The sequence below is a fragment of the Thermogemmatispora argillosa genome (assembly GCF_059696725.1).
Genome location: NZ_AP019377.1, coordinates 942,758 through 961,964 on the forward strand (window position 1 = coordinate 942,758; position 19,207 = coordinate 961,964).

Annotated in this window: 14 protein-coding genes and 1 tRNA gene; 8 read left to right on the forward strand and 7 right to left on the reverse strand. The window is 59.6% G+C overall.

The features are described 5' to 3' along the window. Positions 1–196: 196 nt before the first annotated feature. The 3 genes from AC6H1L_RS03690 to AC6H1L_RS03700 form a co-directional block, all read right to left on the reverse strand. The gene (locus AC6H1L_RS03690; protein WP_497600199.1) at positions 197–1,804 is read right to left on the reverse strand and encodes a carboxyl transferase domain-containing protein; all 1,608 of its coding nucleotides are present in this window, start codon (positions 1,802–1,804) and stop codon (positions 197–199) included. A gap of 210 nt (positions 1,805–2,014) precedes the next feature. Next, complete coding sequence (locus AC6H1L_RS03695) at positions 2,015–2,464, reverse strand: thioredoxin family protein (RefSeq protein WP_497600200.1); 450 nt, start codon at positions 2,462–2,464, stop codon at positions 2,015–2,017. 21 nt (positions 2,465–2,485) lie between these two features. Further along, the gene (locus tag AC6H1L_RS03700; RefSeq protein ID WP_497600201.1) at positions 2,486–2,971 is read right to left on the reverse strand and encodes a DUF4395 domain-containing protein; all 486 of its coding nucleotides are present in this window, start codon (positions 2,969–2,971) and stop codon (positions 2,486–2,488) included. A gap of 433 nt (positions 2,972–3,404) precedes the next feature. Between AC6H1L_RS03700 and AC6H1L_RS03705 the strand changes: the two genes are divergently transcribed. From AC6H1L_RS03705 to AC6H1L_RS03725, 5 genes are all read left to right on the forward strand, one after another. Beyond that, positions 3,405–3,478, forward strand: a tRNA-Gln gene (locus AC6H1L_RS03705). Between the two features lie 268 nt (positions 3,479–3,746). Continuing rightward, complete coding sequence (gene glmU, locus AC6H1L_RS03710) at positions 3,747–5,198, forward strand: bifunctional UDP-N-acetylglucosamine diphosphorylase/glucosamine-1-phosphate N-acetyltransferase GlmU (RefSeq protein WP_497600202.1); 1,452 nt, start codon at positions 3,747–3,749, stop codon at positions 5,196–5,198. Positions 5,199–5,206: 8 nt separating this feature from the next. After that, positions 5,207–6,697, forward strand: coding sequence for a hemolysin family protein (locus tag AC6H1L_RS03715; protein ID WP_497600203.1), 1,491 nt, complete (start codon positions 5,207–5,209; stop codon positions 6,695–6,697). 353 nt (positions 6,698–7,050) lie between these two features. Beyond that, complete coding sequence (locus AC6H1L_RS03720; protein ID WP_497600204.1) at positions 7,051–7,974, forward strand: hydroxymethylglutaryl-CoA lyase; 924 nt, start codon at positions 7,051–7,053, stop codon at positions 7,972–7,974. Positions 7,975–8,081: 107 nt separating this feature from the next. Next, positions 8,082–8,699 carry a hypothetical protein gene (locus tag AC6H1L_RS03725; RefSeq protein WP_497600205.1) on the forward strand — a complete coding sequence of 206 codons (618 nt, stop codon included), beginning with the start codon at positions 8,082–8,084 and terminating at the stop codon, positions 8,697–8,699. A gap of 566 nt (positions 8,700–9,265) precedes the next feature. Here the strand turns inward: AC6H1L_RS03725 and AC6H1L_RS03730 are convergent. Further along, on the reverse strand, positions 9,266–10,678 hold the full coding sequence (locus AC6H1L_RS03730) for a S41 family peptidase (protein WP_497600206.1): 1,413 nt from the start codon (positions 10,676–10,678) through the stop codon (positions 9,266–9,268). 813 nt (positions 10,679–11,491) lie between these two features. Continuing rightward, positions 11,492–12,220: a translation initiation factor IF-3 gene (gene infC, locus AC6H1L_RS03735; protein ID WP_497601501.1), complete on the reverse strand. Its 729-nt coding sequence runs from the start codon at positions 12,218–12,220 to the stop codon at positions 11,492–11,494. 783 nt (positions 12,221–13,003) lie between these two features. Here infC and AC6H1L_RS03740 point away from each other — a divergent pair. Continuing rightward, on the forward strand, positions 13,004–13,324 hold the full coding sequence (locus tag AC6H1L_RS03740; RefSeq protein WP_497600207.1) for a hypothetical protein: 321 nt from the start codon (positions 13,004–13,006) through the stop codon (positions 13,322–13,324). Between the two features lie 142 nt (positions 13,325–13,466). Here the strand turns inward: AC6H1L_RS03740 and AC6H1L_RS03745 are convergent, their stop codons facing one another. Beyond that, positions 13,467–15,473 carry a bifunctional homocysteine S-methyltransferase/methylenetetrahydrofolate reductase gene (locus AC6H1L_RS03745; protein ID WP_497600208.1) on the reverse strand — a complete coding sequence of 669 codons (2,007 nt, stop codon included), beginning with the start codon at positions 15,471–15,473 and terminating at the stop codon, positions 13,467–13,469. A gap of 276 nt (positions 15,474–15,749) precedes the next feature. Between AC6H1L_RS03745 and AC6H1L_RS03750 the strand changes: the two genes are divergently transcribed. Continuing rightward, on the forward strand, positions 15,750–16,784 hold the full coding sequence (locus AC6H1L_RS03750; protein WP_497600209.1) for a phosphoribulokinase: 1,035 nt from the start codon (positions 15,750–15,752) through the stop codon (positions 16,782–16,784). Between the two features lie 242 nt (positions 16,785–17,026). Here the strand turns inward: AC6H1L_RS03750 and AC6H1L_RS03755 are convergent, their stop codons facing one another. Beyond that, positions 17,027–17,458 (reverse strand): Hsp20/alpha crystallin family protein, encoded by a 432-nt coding sequence (locus AC6H1L_RS03755; RefSeq protein WP_497600210.1) that lies wholly within the window; start codon positions 17,456–17,458, stop codon positions 17,027–17,029. 425 nt (positions 17,459–17,883) lie between these two features. Between AC6H1L_RS03755 and tyrS the strand changes: the two genes are divergently transcribed. After that, the gene (gene tyrS / locus AC6H1L_RS03760) at positions 17,884–19,116 is read left to right on the forward strand and encodes a tyrosine--tRNA ligase (protein WP_497601502.1); all 1,233 of its coding nucleotides are present in this window, start codon (positions 17,884–17,886) and stop codon (positions 19,114–19,116) included. The last annotated feature ends 91 nt before the right edge of the window (positions 19,117–19,207 follow it).

Here is a 19,207-nt window from a genome sequence, read left to right on the forward strand (position 1 = left end):
GGCTACTCCTTCCTTAAATGGGGTCAGGCACATCACATCAATCCACCAGCCAACCCCGTTGCCCTTTCAGCTCAGGCGGACACCTAGCTCTCCAACAGCGCAGTTCCGCAGCGGGGACCGCTCTCTCAGCCCGCCTCCAACGACAAGGAGGCAGCAGGCAGACAGAGAGGCGGACAGGGAGAGCAGCCGCTTTACATTACATACGGAAGACCCCGAACGGCGTTTCAGGCAGCGGCGCATTGAGCGAGGCGGCGATGCCTAACGCCAATACTGTGCGCGTCTCACAGGGATCGATAATACCATCATCCCACAAGCGAGCCGTACTATAGTACGGATTGCCTTCGCGCTCATACTTCTCCAGAATCGGCCGCTTAAAGGCAGCCTCCTCTTCCTCCGTCATCGTCTCTCCACGCGCCGCCAGATTCTCTTTGCGGATCGTCGCCAGCACGCTTGCCGCCTGCTCGCCCCCCATGACCGAAATACGGGCATTGGGCCACATCCAAAGCTGGCGCGGCGAGTAGGCGCGTCCACACATCGCGTAGTTGCCCGCCCCGAACGAGCCGCCGATAATGACTGTAAAGCGAGGCACCGGCGCATTGGCCACCGCCATCACCATTTTCGCCCCATCCTTGGCAATGCCGCCGCTTTCATACTGGCGCCCCACCATAAAGCCAGTGATATTCTGCAAAAAGATCAGAGGGATCTGGCGCTGGGCACACAGCTCAATAAAGTGAGTTGCCTTGAGAGCGCTCTCCGAGAAGAGGACCCCGTTATTCGCAATAATGCCCACAGGATAACCCATCAGGCGCGCAAAGCCGCAGACGATCGTCGTCCCATACAGCTCCTTAAACTCGTGGAAGCGGCTGCCATCCACCAGGCGAGCAATCACCTCGCGCACATCGTAGCTCTTGCGATAATCGCGGGGCACAATGCCATAGATCTCCTCGGGATCATAGCGCGGCGGCTCCGGCTCGGTGATCTCCCAGGGAATGTACTTGCGCCGCTGCAGATTGGCCACAATGCTGCGGCAGATAGCGAGGGCATGCTCATCGTTCAGGGCATAGTGATCAGCCACCCCCGAGACGCGACAATGGACGTCAGCCCCGCCCAACTCCTCGGCGCTTACCTCCTCGCCGGTGGCCGCCTTCACCAGCGGCGGGCCCCCAAGAAAGATCGTCCCCGTGCCACGTACAATAATGGTCTCATCACTCATCGCCGGCACATAGGCCCCGCCCGCTGTGCACGACCCCATCACCACAGCAATCTGCGGAATGCGCTGGCTCGACATGCGGGCCTGATTGTAAAAGATGCGCCCGAAATGGTCGCGGTCGGGAAAGACCTCAGCCTGCAGCGGCAAAAAGGCCCCGCCCGAGTCGACAAGATAAATACAAGGGAGACGATTCTGCTCGGCAATCTCCTGAGCCCGCAGATGCTTCTTAACCGTCATCGGGTAGTAGGTTCCGCCTTTGACGGTGGCATCGTTAGCGATAATCATGCACTCCTGGCCCTCAACCACCCCTATGCCGGTCACAATGCCCGCCGAGGGAGCCTCGTTATCGTACATATCCCAGGCAGCCAGCGGACTCAGCTCCAAAAATGGAGTATCGGGATCACAGAGTAAACGAATGCGCTCGCGCGCCAGCAGCTTATTGCGCTTACGATGACGAGCAATGGCCTCGGCGCCTCCGCCCTGCTGCACCTGCTGTAGACGCTCCTTCAGCTCAGCCACAAGCTGACGGAAATAGCGCGCATTTTCCTGGAATTCAGGACTATTGCGATCAACGTGCGTGTCAAGGACGCGCATGGGCGTTTGCTCTCTTCCTCTCTGAAGAAATCACTGTCATTGTGACATGCGGCCCTCTGCCTCGTCAAGATCTCCCGTGAGTGGGAGCAGCCTCGCGCCACCGGAGAGGCGAGGCTGCCCAGGCCCCAGGCCACCGCCCGACCAGCTTAGAGAGCAAGAGAAGAAAAAGGAGCGCCCGAGACGCGGCCCGAAAGCGAGGCCAGGCTTTAGTTACCTTCGCACCTGGGCGAGCACGCGATCGATCTGAGTCAGCAGCCGTCCGGCAGGAGCAAAGCCATAGTTGACCGCCTGGGCCTTGCCTTCACCATCGAGCACGACAGTTGTTGGTAAAGTCAGCACTCGATAGCGCGCCGTTAACTGCGGCTGGGTCGGCGCATCGATCTCAATAACCTGAACCAGCGCGCCGCGGGCCGCCTGCACCTGACGTAGCGCCGGCTTCTGCAGGCGCTGGCACTGTTGGCACTCGGCGCTACTGAAGAGCAGGACACGTACCGGCGCCTCAGAGACCGCCAGCGCAGGCGGCCCCCCAGCGGCCAGGGCCGGCGCTGCCAGCGCCGCCCGGCGCTGTCGCTCCACAAAGCGCCGTCCAAGTGCAATCAAGCCCCAGAGAAGGGCCGCCAGCCCTAGTAGCAAGGCTGCCCGCCAGAGCATCACCTCCATAGTGCACCTGCCTGCCCTGCCTTATCGCACACCGCGCCAGTGAAAGCCCCCTTCGTAGCGCACGCGGGGGACAAGGCCAGCTTTCCCCAGATAGTAGTAGACCAAACAGCCGGCGCAAAAGCCAACCGTGAGGTTGACAAACGAGAGGACAAACACCAGCAGGTCCAGGGCCCAGCCGACCACGGTCGCCGAGGTCAAGAGGAGCACCAACCCAGCCACCAGCAGCAGCGTGGCCCCCACCCCCTGGGCGAACCGGTGCGGAGCCGGATCGTCTTCAACCAGACGCGGTTTCAACAGGCCGAGCGGTACGAGGACATGCCGATAGAGCAGGGCGAAAGGACCAGCCGCCGGCCAGAGGGCACTCCAGGCCAGCAGCAGCCCGGTGATCAAGACCAGGGGCGGCCAACTCAGCAGAAAGGCCACAGCCGTCAGCACAACAACGCTGCCCTGGGAGAACTTCGCCAGACGCGTATCGACGCGCAGGTCACTTGCAGAAGCGGCTTCCACGATCGTTCCTCCTCCAGTTCAGTTCAGGCCCAAGCGGCGCCCATCTCTCTCCGAGCAGCCGGGCGCCTTCTCACTGAAACGGAGCCTTTACCTCAGAGAGAATGATAACATAGTGTATCTAGTAAGTAAACAACCACAGCGCGGCTTGCCGTATTCCCGGCACACGGCGAAGTCAGGCCGGGTCAGGCCAGGCCCGGCCACCCCATCACCTCACAGCAGGCCTCAGCCAAGGTTAGCTCTTCCTCCCCTCTTGACAGAGCTGGCAAGAAAGGGTATCCTGTTTACGGACAGCTACAGACAAGGTGTCGCGTCTCCATTTGCCTTGCCATCAGAGCGTGCAACAACGACAAGGCAAGCAGAACAGCAGACTCACTAGCGCAAGACCGCTGAGAGCTGATCTGGTAGGTAAGGCAGGTCTGGCAGAGAACCACATTCGGGTGTGGCCAAGCGGTAAGGCAGCGGACTTTGGATCCGCGATCCCAGGTTCGAATCCTGGCACCCGAGCCAGCGTTGCTCCGCTCCCCACTGCAGGGAGTGGGGTCAGTCTTGTGATTGGCAGTATGCTTTGATTGAGCCTTGTACTTTACCTTGCCTGTACGGCGAGCAGGCAAGGAGAAGGGGGAGTTTATTTCTTTCCCATATCTGAGTCGAAAAGGAGGCTCATTCAATTTTTTCCCTCTTTCGGCTCAGGAGAGCTTAGCCCGGCGGGGCGTGGCGCAGGGGCACGAACCGCCGAGGAGACAGCTATGAAACCAGAGGTTCTGTGAATTCGACAATGAAGACCTATGCGACCGTGGTCCTTGCGGCGGGCAAGGGCACGCGGATGCGTTCCGCCATTCCTAAGGTGCTCCATCCGCTGGCCGGGCTGCCGATGTTAGGCCACGTGCTCAATGCCGTGGAAACCATCCCTCTTACCTCTGCCTTTGCTCCGCTGGCAGCCACCATTACCGCCCATCGCCCCATTGTTGTTGTTGGTTGCGAAGCCGCTCAGGTCCAGGCTACCTTTGGTGAGCGCTGCTCTTATGCCCTGCAGGCCGAGCAATTGGGCACCGGTCACGCCGTCCTGGCCGCGCGTGAGGCTGTTGACGCCCTGGCTCCTCCTCCTGAAATCGTGCTTGTCTGCTACGGCGATACGCCTCTCATCAGCGCTGAGATGCTGGCTCGCGTTCTGGTCCAGCACGTGGAAAGTCAGGCCACTGTCACTTTCCTGACGGCCATGACGGAGCAGCCTTCGGACTTCGGGCGCGTGGTTCGCGATGCCTCGGGAGCTGTCGTAGAGATCGTCGAGGTCAAGCGCGCCACAGAGGAACAGAAGCGCATCAAAGAGGTGAACTCGGGAGTCTACTGCTTCGAGCGCTGCTGGCTCTGGGAAGCCTTGCCCCGTCTCGCGCGCAATCCCTTCAGTGGGGAGTATTATCTCACGGACCTGGTGGCGATGGCGCGCTCACAAGGGCGCACCATCGCGACAGTGGCCGGCGCTCTGGAGGAGACTGTCGGCGTGAACGATCGCGTGCAGCTCGCGGCGGCTGAGCAGATCCTGCGTCGTCGCATTCTGGAGCGCCACATGTATGCGGGCGTCACGATCGTTGATCCCGCGGCCACCTACATCGAGGCCGAGGTCTCTATCGGTCCCGATACGGTCATCCTGCCAGGCACTCTGATCACGGGTCGCACACAAATTGGCTCTGGCTGTCGCATCGGCCCTGGCACGACTATCGAGTCTTCGATCATCGGGAACCGCTGTATCATTCGCAACTCCGTTCTTGAAGAGGCTATTCTCGAAGACGATGTACGCATCGGTCCCTTTAGCCATTGTCGCCCTGGCGCCCACCTGGCCCGCGGCGTGCGTATGGGCAACTTCGGCGAGGTGAAGAATGCGTATATCGGTGCGGAAACAGACATGCATCACTTCAGCTATATTGGTGATGCCACTGTCGGGGCACATGTCAATATCGGTGCGGGTACAGTGACTTCCAACTATAACGGGATCACGCGCCAGAAGTATCGCACGATTATTGAGGACGGCGCCTTTATCGGCTGCGATACGATCATTGTGCCGCCCGTGACCATCGGTGAGGGAGCCATGACGGGCGCCAATGCAGTGGTCAACCGCGACGTGCCTCCTCATGCGCTGGTGGTCGGTGTGCCCGCCCGTCTGCTGCGCATGCTCGATTCCAGCGCAGCAGAGCAGGCCTCCTCAGAAGTAGAAGGAGGCAAAAAGGAGTAATTACGACTATGGACGCCGATGGCATACCCCTTGTCAGGATTGCCGCCGCTCTTAGTCTCTCTCTCCCCCAGCTCGACGGTGTGGCCTGGCTGCAGTTGGTCATTCTTGTCGTAGCCCTGATCCTGTGCGCTACGGCCTCCGCCGCCGAAACCGCGCTGACTTCGGTCAGTCGCATCAAACTGAAAAACCTCGTCGAGGAGGGCGACCCGCAGGCTGCCGAGTTAGAGCGGCTGCTGGCCCATCCGAATACGTTCCTCTCGACGATCTTGGTGGTCAATAGCATCGCAGTGATCGTGGCCTCAAGCATGGCCACAGTGCTGGCGCTGCGCTTCTCGGCCACCTGGGGCGAGCTGATCGCCACTGTGCTCATCTCGCTGATCGTCTTGATCTTCTGCGAAATTACGCCCAAAACCGCCGCTGTGCAGAATCCTCTGCGCTGGGCACGCGCTCTGAGCGGCTTTGTGCGCCTGGCTGCCTGGCTACTGAGACCGCTGGTCTGGCTGCTCGGGGTGATTACCACCTCTCTGGCCAGTTTGCTCGGCGGCGAGCTGAAGCATGCTGGCCCCTTCGTGACAGAGGAGGAGCTGCGCCTGCTTGTCTCGGTCGGAGAGCAAGAGGGCGTCCTCGAAGAAGAAGAGAAGGAGATGATTCATAGCATCTTCGAGTTCGCCGATACGCCAGTGCGCGAGGTCATGGTGCCTCGCATTGACATGATTACGCTGGAGGCCGAGACAACCGTTGATCAGGCCGTCGATGTGGCCCTACAGGGTGGTCTCTCCCGTATCCCGGTCTATGAAGGCTCGCTCGATAATATCCTGGGCATCCTCTATACGAAGGATCTCTTGAAAGAGCTGCGGCAGGGCCATCATACGCGCCTGGTGCGGGAACTGGTGCGCCCGGCCTACTTCGTGCCAGAAACCAAGAAGCTTGACGATCTCCTGCGCGAGATCCGTCAGCGTCGCACGCATATGGCCATCGTCGTTGATGAGTATGGCTCGGTCGCTGGCCTGGTGACAATCGAAGATCTGATGGAGGAGATTGTCGGCGATATTAAGGATGAGTACGATCGCGAGGAGAACCTCTACGAGCGCGTTAGCGATACGGAGTATATCGTCGATGCTAAGATGAATATCGACGATTTCAACGAGCTGATGGGCACGAAGCTCGATAACGAGGATTATGAGACGCTCGGCGGCTTTCTGTATGCTCAGCTCGACAAGATCCCCGTGGCCGGTGATACCATTACCTATGGGGACCTGAATTTGACGGTACTGGCAACGCGTGGACGGCGCATTACGAAGGTGCGCGTACTGCGTTTGAGCAGCCCAGGCGCGCCTGAGTCGCTGGCGAGAGCGGCGGAACCGCCCAGGCTGCCGGCGCCGCAGCCTTCGAATCCGACATCTGCCGCAAGCAGCGTTGAGAAGAAACGCGCTATTGCCTCACCTAAGCAGGCAATGGCTCAGTCCTCGGTGATGCGAGAGGCGACTAACCTCTCCTAGGTAGAAGATCGATGCTGGGCAGGCTGACCGGCTGGCGAATCGTTGGCTTCACTCTGCTCTTTATGAGCTGGCTCGCTTGCTTGTTCACCCGTCCGCTCGCCGGTCAGTTTCCCAGACAGAGGCTCTTCTTCTCATGGTGAAAGGCCTGGCGGAGGTCGCCGGTCTTTGCGCCAGTCTTTGTCACGTCTATCAGAACAGGTCAGCCAGACTCCATGTTGGAGAAAGGAGAGAGTGGCCTCAGCCGTGCTCTTGCCAGTTCGGTTTGTCGAGCCGAGCGGTTTCGTGCCGTGGGCAGCAGGAGCACGCCGGTTGCTGGTTAGCGACCGGGGCCGCGTCTAGCAATGAAGCTTGATTTGTCTCGCTTACCGCGTCAGGTGCGTGTGGTCGAAGTGGGACCGCGTGATGGTCTGCAGAATGAAAAGGTTCACGTTCCGACAGAACAGAAGATCCAGTTTATCCGTCTCTTGGCCGAGGCAGGCTACGCAGAGATCGAGGTCACTTCTTTTGTCAGTCCGCGAGCGGTGCCGCAGTTGAGCGATGCCAGCGAGGTCATGGCCGGTTTGCGCGACCTGCCAGCGACGTTGCGCCTGACCGCCCTGGTGCCTAATCTCAAGGGTATGGAGCGCGCTTTAGCCGCGGGACTACGTTCGGTAGCAGTCTTTACGGCAGCCAGCGATAGCTTCACGCGGCATAACATCAATGCTACAGTGGCAGAAAGCCTGGCCCAATTCCGCCCCGTGCTGGCTCTGGCTCAGCGCGAAGGGGTGCGTGTTCGTGGCTATATCTCGACGGTCTTTGGCTGCCCCTATGAGGGACAGGTCGATCCGCGGCGCGTATTAGCAGTTGCTCAAGAGCTGCTGGAGATGGGTGTGGCTGAGCTATCTTTGGGCGATACAATTGGCGTGGCAACCCCTAACCAGGTGGTTGAGGTGCTGGAGTTGCTGATGACAGACGGCGCTATTCCCCTCGATCGACTGGCGGTCCACTTCCACGATACACGCGGCACCGCGCTGGCCAATGTGCTGGCCGCCCTGCAGATGGGTGTGAGCTGCATCGATGCCTCTGCCGGCGGCTTGGGTGGCTGTCCCTACGCTCCCGGCGCCAGCGGCAATCTGGCCACCGAGGACCTGCTTTATATGCTCCACGGGATGGGTATCCAAACCGGGATCTCGCTAGAGCAGGTCGTTAAGGCGACACGCTTTATCGCCACGGTACTCGATCATCCACCGACAAGCAAATATTACCTTGCTGCTACTGCTCAGACCCATTGTAGCTAGAGCTAGTTGACTGCTTCTTCCTCTCTTTTTAAAATAGAAACCTGTATCGATGGCTAATCCCATCGACCGGTTGCTGTCTTGTTCTGTTCTGAGGAAGGAGCAAGTTTGTGATTCGATTGTTTTACTGGCTCTACCGCTTTGTTTCTGCTAAGGATAAGCCGCTACTGCAGCTAGTGGTAGGGATCTTATTGATTCCTCTTGGAGCTGTGGTAGCCTATGCGGCTTGTAGCGGCGAATATATCTATCCCTATTGGGTGATTCTGGGCGGCGGCCTGGCCTTTTTCGGCATTGCACTGGTGCTCAAGGGCCTCATTATCCTACTGAGCCGGCGGAGCAAGGCAGATCTCGCTACGGCCAGGTCTGGGCAGGGCCAGACGCAGGTTGCCGGACCAGGGCTGAGCCCGAGTTTGGCCGGTCAGTCGCCGGTAGGCTCGGCCTTTCCTCCTGGACAGGGCCTTTATCCTGGCGCCACTTCAGCCCCTGTGGCCTCTTCACCCTTCTCCGCTCCCCCTCCTTCTCAGTTGTCGTGGTGGGGCGGGACACCGTGGCCAACAGGTCCAGCAGGAGGCGGCTATATGGGCACGCAGTATCAGCCGGGATCACAGCAGGCCCCCCAGTCTTATCCGCCTTTCTCCGGTCAGCCGTCATACCCGCCACAATCAGGGCAGCCGTCATGGCAAGCCCCTCATAAGGGGGAAAGGAGCAATTCCTCAACAAGAGGCTAGAGCTGGTAGCTTCACGCGCTGATCAGCGCCTCAGCACTGTGTTGGGTCGTCGGTCTACTGTCTATTCGCGTGTTGCTTCGATTCACGCTGGTTCTCTCCTCTCACCAGTTGAGTGAAAGAGAGCGCCTACAGCGCGCAAGGGACGTCAGGCTGCCAGGTCGCCTGGAACAAAAACCGTTCGCTCAGGCGCTGGCAATGGCGCAGGAAGCGCTAGCCATCGCCTATGGCGGCCACCCTACGGAGCAGCCCCCCGAGAGGAAGCTGAAAGCCGAGACAGGGCAGTCTTTGCCAGGCTTCCCGCTCTGCCCTTGCCTGCTGTTTCGGTTCTTTCTTCTTTCCGCCCCTGACCTGGAGAGGGCTGCGCTTCCTCCGCCAATCTGTTCCGCCAGCTTCAGCGGAGTGGATACTCCTCCCTGCCGAGGAACTCTCTCCTTCATTCATTGCTCGCCGACCAACCTGCCTGTCCGCCAGCGAGCTGGCAGCTTGCTCTCCGGCAGGCAAGATAGACAGGCAGGAAGAGAGGGGGAGGGCGCTCCCAACCTGGGCAAGCAGGCTGGCCGACCAGGCTAGTGCTGGCCCTGGAGATATTGCAAGGCGCGGATCAGCTGGCTATCGCCGCTTTGCAAAATCTGCTGATAGTTCATATGATCGCGATTCTCAACAGTAGGTGTCAGCGGGCTTTGTCCGCTCTTGAGCGAGACCACGATATTAGGCTGAATGCCATTCTGGCGAATAAAGTGGCCATCGGGCGTCAGCCACTCCGCTGTTCCTAGCAGCAGCTCAGAGCCATCCGAGAGAGGAAACTGCTGCAGCACCGTTCCTGTGCCATAGGTACGGGTGCCGATGATCGTCGCCCGATGGTTATCCTGGAAAGCGCCCGAGACGATTTCTGCAGCGCTGGCCGTCCCGCTGTCAACCAGCACAACCAGCGGGATCTTGGCATCGACGACATGCCCCGTGACCTCATAGGGAGTGCGACTCCCTGAGCTATCCTGTTCCAGGAAGACCGTGCCGCTAGACTGGAACTCGCTCACCGTGTTGATGGCCTCTTCTACCAGGCCGCCCGGATTACCTCGCAGATCAAGCACAATTGCTCTGGCCCCCTGCTTCTTGGCCTGCTCAATGCTGTTACGTAACTGATCACTCACTCCATCGGCGAATTGTACGATCTGGATGTGAGCCACGTGGATCTCAGGAATGTAATGCATGATCACATTTGGCACAGTGATCTTGGCCCGCTTCATGTGAAAGGTCAAGGTCTGATTAGTACTCGGACGCCGAATCGTCACCGAGACAGAGGTCCCCTCTTGCCCTCGTAGCAGTGAGCTGATCGTCTCCAAGTCCTTCCCTTGGATGCTCTGACCATTCACCGAAAGCAGGATATCACCCGGCTTGAGACCAGCTTTGTCCGCTGGGGCACCCGGTACTGTGTCGCTGATCACCACCTGCTTGGTGGTGGGATCTTGCTGAATGTAAATGCCAATGCCAACCAGAGTCGGACTGAGCGACTGATTAAAGGCCTGGACCTGATCAGGCGTGAGGAAGCGTGTATGACCTTTATCGCCAAGTGTATCAAGCATCGCCTGGATAGCACTGTAGGCCATCTTCTGATAGTTAATAGCCTTACGATCGACGTATTTCTGATCGACTAAGGTCCAGGCCTGCTGCACCAATTGCGCATATTTCTGCGACTGGCTACTGGCGGGGAAGGAGCCGGAAGAGAAAAACTGGTGGCTAAACCAGCCGGCGATGAAAGCCAGAATGAGCAGCGCAGTCACAGTGACAGCGCGCCGGACAGCAGCATGGCAACCAGGGGGCGCAGGCTGATCAGACGGAACAGCAGGAGAGCCGGCAGAAGGCGAAGCGGCAGCTTGCGAGCGCGGACCAGAGTCGGCGTCGGGAACACTCTCGGTAGAAAACGACCTCCAACTGCGCTGCTCATTGTCTTCATACCAGCGCGGGTCATAATAGTTGCTCACCAGATTCCTCCCAAAGAATGCGTCTCTAGCTAGCTAGCGACCAACCACAGGTAAGAAACAGCAGGCAGAGGCAATCACAAACACAGGTAGGTCAGCGCAGCCAGGCCGGCCATGCAGCAGTCGCGCGGCCTGCCGACCGAGACTTGCCAGCCCGCTCCAGGCACAGCCCAAACAGTAAGACAGGATGCGATCAGGGCCTGCGAGAGCCGGGAGCAGCAAGACGGTCGTCCACCCCGCCTGGTCGCAGGTCAGGACAGGTCAGGTAGAGGCCGACAACTGCAGCCGTCGTATGCCCTCGCGAAACCAGGCTGCCCGCCAGCCAGCAGAGCAGTGGGCAGAGCACCGGCAGACAGACAGGCGGGCAGAGCATCTGCGGTAGGGCTACCAGAACAGTCCTTTCCGTATGGTAGTCATCTTGTCGCAAAAAGTCAATCGCTCATGCGGGTAGAGAAGAAAAAGGACGTAGTTACTGGGAACTACGTCCTTTCGCAAGTTGTATCAAGTCGTCTGACTTTCTACAGGAGAAGAGCACCCGCTCCCGCGGAGACAGGAGGGCGAGAATAAGCGACGGTTGAGACAGGGCTTTTGCTTTCCACCAGCGACCATGTGAGAGAAACCCAAACGGCGGCTGATGCTTGCTGGTGCCAGCCAGAGTAGCTTTACTGTCAGAAGCCGACTGCCGACAGCCGGGGCTTCCCTCGCGACAGACCGCTCGGGGAAGCCCCGCTAGTACCAGCCCTCGCTTGTTCTCTCTGCGTGTTTGGCGCAGAGGAAGCTCAGGAGGGGATTCGACAGAGACAGAGCATCTTCTTGCTACTTCTGCTGAGTATCAGTGGCGTCCCCCACCTCTTGGCTCCCAGCGGCAGGAGCGGATGGGGAGGTTGGTGCCTGACTGCCAGCCACGGCGGCAGCCGTTGCCACCTGGCGTTTACCGGTGGGGGCAGGTGCCTGTTTCTTTGGCGGTTCCCACCCCGGCGCGCGCGAGATAATCATCGACATCACCCGGCCCTCCATGACGGGCGGGCGCTCGATGACCGCCGTCCCCTTGAGGGTCTCGGCGATGCTATCCAGCAGCCTACGGCCAATCTCTGGGTGGCGCAAGTCCGGTCCGCGGAATTGGACACTGACCCGCACCTTATCGCCATCAGCTAAGAACTCTTGGATCTTGCGTGTCTTCACGCCGACATCGTGCTCATCGGTACGAGGGCGCAGGCGAATCTCCTTCAGCGTAATCGTCTTCTGGTGCTTGCGCGCCTCACTCTCCTTCTTGGCCTGCTCGTACTTGTACCGTCCATAGTCCATCAACTTGCAGACCGGTGGTACAGCGTTGGGCTGCACTTCGACTAAATCCAGATCCCTCTCACGGGCAATTTCAAGAGCGCGGGGCGTCGGCATCACACCGATCATCTCGCCATTCTCATCGATGAGGCGTACTTCTCGCGCCCGAATGCGCTCATTGACCCGTGTTTCGCGCGTCCGGTCATTCCCCCGAGGATCTCTGTTAATAGGCCAAACCTCCCTTTTCCTTTCCTGACTTGTGATGACCTGCTTACCTGTTTACTTTGGAACCAGTGTCTATCCCGTAGATAGACGGATAAAGTGTAGCATAAGGGGTGCGGGAAGTCAATTGATTTTGCACTCTCTATCTGGAGAGCTGCTAGCCCCGCGTTCCCCTCCCACTCTTTTATACTAATATCATTTATTACAGATTTTTTACTTCTAAAATTATCAAAGTAAGATTTTACCTCTATGACCGTTCTGCTCTACCCTGCCCTGGGCCGCCCTGCCGCTTTGGGTCTCCTGTGCTGTTCACAGGCCAGTTTGCCGCGACAGAGTGCCTCTATCTTATGTTATACTTATTGAAGTAATGCGTTTGTTGGCTCTATCCTCTATGCCTTCACCTGACGCGGAAGATCGCCGACTGCGTCCTTCTATGCGCATTGTCCGTGCTTCAGATGCTGCTTCCGCGCCGCGCTTCGCGCTAGTCTGCGGCGGCGGAAACTCGAAGGAGGACCACTATGAGCGGTTGCCTGGCTACTGTCTCCATTTTCCTTGCCCCCCACGCTGGCCCCTCTCTCACCAGCGTGTAGGAGAAGCCGGGTGGCACAGCAGGCCTGCCTGCTGATCTTACAGGGCAGTTGGCCGATCCATGTTATCCACCCCTGGCCGCTCGTTCTAGCGACCGTCCCAGTTCCCGCTTGCTCGTTCAGGTCCGTGAGCACATCCGGTGCGCGGCGCTCGCAAGAGAGCGAGCGCCGACAGGAGTGCTGGCTCTGAGGCTTTTCTGTGCCTGTGATGGCACAGCCCGGCAGAAGAGGCAAGCCCATGCGAACGCTCTACACTGGCCACGTCACGATTGGGAGACGCACCGTCCATTCATTTACCTACGCGGAAACGCTCTACGAGGCAGAAGAGCAACTGGCCGATATCCTGCAACGCTATATCAGGGACCGCTACCGACTGGCGGCCTCGCTCGTGCTCCCACGCATCAGCGTGGTCTCACGTCCTCACGGCTGGAGCTTGCCCGGCGGGCCATTCCTTCCCGGAACAAGCCGCCAATACGCTCAGCGCTACGCTAGCCAGCCGCACCCCGACGCCCTTCCCGAAGGTCTTGTCTACGAGAGCGAGGCCGCCAATACCCCGTAAAGAGGACGAGCACCAGGCGGGAGCTACTTAGCGCTGGGGCTGTCCTGGCCTGATGCGCTAAGCAGCTCCCGCCTTCTTTTTAGCCAGGGCCCTGGTCTTGCCTGCGCAAGGAACGGCGCCAGCAATAGAGGGCGTACTCAGGTCAGGCGCTGGCAGGCGTTTCACGCAGCATGCGCGTGAGACGACCGACGATATCGTAGCGCCGGTAGGAAGGCAGCAGGTAGACGCCCTGAACGAGATCGCGCGCCTCCATCAGCAGCTCCTGAGCGAGCCGCAAGCCCTCCTCCGTCCCCTGATCGCCCGCGGCGCGCATGCGCTCCCGGACCCGCTCAGGAATGGTAACGCCGGCCACCTCATTGTGAAGGAATTCAGCATGACGCCAGCTATGGAGAGGAATACAGCCGAGAATGATGGGAACCGGCGGTTTGCCGACGCGCTGAAGGAAGCGCTCCAGGGGAGCCAATTCATAGATCGGCTGGGTCATGATAAAGTGAGCCCCCGCCTCCAACTTGCGATAGTACTTCTCGATCTCGCGCTCGGCCTCTTCTTCGCTCACATTGAGGTTCAGGGCCGCCCCTATATGGAAGGAGGCCTTTGCTCCGATAGAGCCACCGGCGGCATCGTGTCCCTCGTTCATCCCGCGCAGGATACGGATCAGCCCAACCGAATCGACATCCCAAACGCCCGTCGTATTGGGATAGTCGCCCACGCGCAGCGGATCACCTGTCAACGCCAGAATGTTGCGCAGCCCCAGAGCGTGAGCACCAAGCAGCTCGGCCTGTAGCGCCATCAAATTGCGATCGCGCGTTGTAAAGTGGATGATGGTCTCTATCCCTAGATGATCCTGGATCAGGCGCGCCAGGGCGATGCAGCTCATGCGCACCCGGGCCAGCGGGCTATCGGCGATATTGATGCAGTCCACGCCATCGCGCTGGAGCTGGGCGGCTCCCGCCAAGATCTTGGAAGGATTGAGGCCCATCGGCGGGTCCAGCTCGACACTGATGACGAATTCGCCAGCCTCTAGCTTCTGTTGCAGCCGGGTCTTACTCCCCTCCTGGGGCAAAATGACCTCTTCTTCGGGCAGGGTGCCGATTGGAGGACGAGGCCCGCTGCGCACCTGAAGCGGGGCCGGAGCCGCACGACTGCCTTGCTGCCCCTGAGCGGGGCCAGCTATGCCATTTTGCTGCCCGGCCTCGCCGGACTGGCCCGCCGCCTCACGACCGCGGCCATAGTGGGTATCAAGCGCTTTGCGCATGGCCTCGATATGGCGCGGCGTGGTGCCACAGCAGCCGCCAATGAGCCGCACACCAGCCTGAGCGAAGCGGAGCGCGTAGTCAGCAAAGTAGTCAGGTGTCGAGACATAAAAGAAGCGATTACCGATGCGCGTAGGCAGACCGGCATTAGGCTGGGCCGAAAAGAGCGGGGGGCGTTTCCCCTGCTGCGTGGCGCTCTGAATCTCCTCGTCCAGGGCGGCGATCATCTCCTGCAAGGCCTCCAGCGTCATCGCCGGCCCAACGCAGCAGTTGGCCCCCATGACGTCCACCCCTAGCTCATAGAGTTCTCGCGCTACACTGGCCGCCGACTGGCCGGAGAGCGTGCGCCCATCCTCGTAGAAGCTGACCTGGGCCACGATCGGCAATCCACCGACATCCTGAGCCGCAAGAATGGCTTGCCGCAGCTCGGCCAGACTGGTAAAGGTCTCCAAGATCAGCAGCTCGGCCCCTCCCTCCTGAAGGGCCTCGATCTGCTCACGAAAGGCCGCCCGCACTTCGCTCAGCCGCCCGGTCTCGGGCGCCTGGAGCGGCTGGCCGCTCGGTCCAACGGCGCCGGCGATAAAGACGGGCAGCCCGGCAATCTCACGGGCTTCGATCGCCCGGCGTACTCCCTGAAAGTTGATTTCGCGGACGCGATCCTCCAGGTTGTAGGCAGCCAGACGCAGGCGATTGGCACCAAAGGTATTGGTCTCGATGACCTGGGCTCCGGCGCTGATATATTCGCGATGGATGCCCTGAATCAACTCCGGGCGCGTCACATTCAGCAGGTCGAAACATTGCTCGTAGGGCACGCCCCGCGCGTAGAGCAGGGTCCCCATTGCTCCGTCACACAGCAACGGACCCTGTCGCAATCGCTCCAACAATACATGTTCCATGATAACAGACCACTCCACCGGCGATACTGGCAATTGAGTTCACTTCGTTGTCCTTTTATTGTACTCCCTCTCTGGCCTCTTCTTCTAGAGTGGGCACGCCTCTCAAGGGCGGGCTGGCCGCGACATAGGCGAGATATGCTATACTTTTAACCAGCGAACCCTTGGGAAAGGTCCGCTTCCGGCGAGGTGGAACGGATGGTGTTCAGAGCACGCAGACGCCAGACAACAGCACCTTGATGAGTGCTGTCTGCTGGTTTGCTAATCAGTGGCTAACTCATGGAGAGACAGAAGACAGCTCACAAGCCTCTCATCGTCGCGGTCTGTGGGGATAGCGGCTCAGGGAAGAGCACTCTGACCGATGGAATGGTGCAGCTCTTCGGCCAGGATTCCGTGACACATATTTGCCTCGACGACTACCACACCTTGGATCGCGCGGCTCGCATGCGCGCCGGCATCACGGCCCTTCATCCATGCGCCAATAATTTCCCGCTGATGACCGAGCACTTGCAGCGCCTGGCGCGCGGCGAGACCATCGTCAAGCCGGTCTATGATCACCGCACTGGTACCTTTGGCCCGCCCGAGGAGGTGAAGCCGGCGGAGATTATTTTCGTTCACGGCCTCCACGCGCTCTTTACGCCAGAGCTGCGCCGCCTGGCCCATGTGCGCATTTATCTCGACCCGGAGGCCGCCCTCCAACAGCAGTGGAAGATTATGCGCGACAGCACTTCGCGCGGCTACACTGTCGAGCAGGTGCGCGAACAGATCGCCCTGCGCCGCCGCGATAGCCTGCTCTATATCCAGCCGCAGAAGCGCTTTGCCGATATCATCGTCCGCTTTTATCGCGGCAGCCTCTATTACCGCACCCGCGACCTGGCCCATCTCGATGTACGCCTGATTGAAGCGAAGCACGCCCCAAAAATTGACCTCTCAGATGTCCTGGAGGCCTCTCACAACGGGCGCAAACCGGCCCTGCGCCTGGTGGAGGAGGTCTACGATGGGGTGCTGCGCGATGTCCTGGAGATCGACGGTGACATTAGCCATCAAAAGGCCTGTGAGCTGGAAAATTGTATCTGGGCCCATATGCAGGAGATCAATCACCTGCGCCCAGAGCGCTTGAGCATGCTCGGGCGCTTCTACGTCGGCAACGTTTTGCGCCAAAGTGACCCGCTGGCGCTCACGCAACTGATTATTCTCTACCACATCATTAGCGCGCGCAACCGTCTGCGGCAGGCCACAGAGCACCAGGAAGCCCAGGGAGGCGAGTCCTCTGTATCAAGGGAGCCAGTGGAGGGCTACGGCGATCGCGAGTAGAGGCCAGGCTCAGACCTGGCTGGCTATAGGCCGGGCACGCGCCAGTCGCTCTCTCACCGTGGACGTGGAGGTGAACATGGGGAACGTGCAGATAGCAGGACGACAGGCAGGTTGCGGCTCAGCCGATCAACGAGGGCAGCGCTGGCCCGTGCCTTCTCTTCCCTCACGCTTCGCCGCCAGCGAGCACGTGGGAAGAGAACAGACAGGCCAGCGTTGTTGCTCCGTTGCGCACCCGGCCCCGATCAGCGGGTATTGACTTTGACGGTGCGCGTACGGGCTTGCTCGGCTTTGGGCAGGCGCAAGGTCAGGATGCCGTTCTGATAGTTGGCCTCGGCTCGATCGGGATTGATCGGCGCGGGCAGCGTGAACGATTGCTGATACTGCCCGTTACCGAAGTTGCGCCAGTGGACCGTCGCGTTCTCGGGCGCTACCGGCTTCGTCTCCCACTTGACAGAGACGGTGTCCTGCTGCGCCGTGATCTCAACTTCCTCCGGCTTCACTCCCGGCATGGGGATCTGCAGGATGAAGTCATCTTTTGTCTCGTACAGGTTTGAGGCAACTCCACGGCTCAGCAGGCTGCGCGGCGAAATGAAGCTCTCCTCAAAGAGGCGATCCATCGCCTCGCGCAGGGAAATCATCTCCTGGAAGGGATTATAACGTGTCAGATCCGGCATAGTAGAGCAACACCTCCTTTTAATTGTTTCTAGCCTCACTATCCCTTGTCTTACCAACTAATAATCAAATGCCATCCTATAACTTGCTGCCTCTCTCGCTCATACCCTCTGCGTCTCGTCCGTTCACGCTGACAGGCCAGCTCCCCGGTCGCTCGGGCCATCCCTCCGCCTCTGTCTCCAGAGAGAGCGGTCGCCAGGAGGCGATGCTCTGAGCTGAGCCTGTCTCTCGCCTTAGAGTATAGCGCGCTTTGTATTAGAGCAACGTTTGCAATCTATAAGAATTCTGTTAGAAAAGTTGATAATGGTCCTATCAAACTCAGCCTCTCGACGCCCTGTTAGCTTTCTGCTACAATGCTGACAATACGCAGGCAATTCTATCTCACCAAACCATCTCCTAGAAGAGGAAGGGTGCAGAAGACGTGACGGTGAAGCAGTCACCAGAGCAAGCTGAGATCGAGCGCGTGCTCAAGCGCGGCGTGGTGCTGGTGGAGAAGGAGGAAGAGCTACGGCGCCTGCTGCTGGAAGGCAATCGCGGGGAGCCGTTGCGGGTCAAGCTTGGCGTTGATCCCAGCCACTATGAACTGACCATCGGCCATGCAGTGGTCTTTCGCAAGCTGCGCCAGTTCCAGCGTCTGGGTCATAAGGCCGTGGTCGTGATCGGCGACTGGACAGCTCGCCTGGGCGATCCCAGTGGACGCGAGAACGCGCGCAAGCCGTTGAGCGCCGAGCAGGTTAAAGCCAACGCTGCCACCTATCTTGATCAGTTTTATCGCATCGTTGATCGCGAACAGACCGAGGTGCGCTGGCAAAGCGAATGGTTCGATCAGTTTACGCTGGCCGATGTCATGCGCCTGTTGAGCTACAAGACGGTAGCTCAGATGTTGGCCCGCGACGATTTTGCCAAGCGCTTCCACAATGGCATCGAGATCTATCTTTCCGAGCTGATGTATCCGCTCCTGCAGGGCTACGATTCGGTGGCCCTGCGCGCCGATGTGGAGATCGGTGGGACCGACCAGACCTTTAATCTCCTGGTGGGGCGCGAGTTGCAGCCGATCTTTGGTCAGGCTCCTCAGCAGATTCTGACAGTGCAACTGATCGTCGGGCTGGACGGCCAATTGAAGATGGGGAAATCTTTGAATAACTATATCGCTCTAACGGCTCCGCCCAACGATATGTATGGCAAGTTGATGTCGCTGCCCGACCATGCCATGATGAGCTACTTTGAGACCTTGACCGATGTGCCGGAGGAGGAGCTAGAGGAGATGAGCCGCAAGATGGCCGAGGGAACGCTGAATCCGATGCTGGTCAAGCGCCGGATGGCTCGCGAGATCGTGAGCCAGTTCCACGGTCCCGCCGCGGCTCAGGAGGCGGAAGAGGCCTTTATCCGCCAGTTCTCGCAGCGCCAACTGCCAGCGGAGATGCCAGAGTATCGCTTGACGGAGCCGGTCAACATTGTGTCGCTCATGGTCGATGCCAAACTGGCTGCCAGCCGCAATGAGGCCCGGCGCCTGATTCAGCAGGGGGGTGTGAGCTTCTTCCCCGAAGGCTCTGCCAGCCATGCTCAGCCAATTCAGACGCCCGATTTCATGGTGCCCGCCAGCGAGGGCGCTGTGCTAAAGGTGGGCAAGCTACGCTATCTGCGCATCAGGTCAGCGTGACTTTGCTTGCGCATGAGGGAGAGCAGAGAGCCTGGCCCTCGGCGCAGCTCTCAAGCCCTTCTCCTGCTAGCTTACGGCCAGGAGAGCTGTG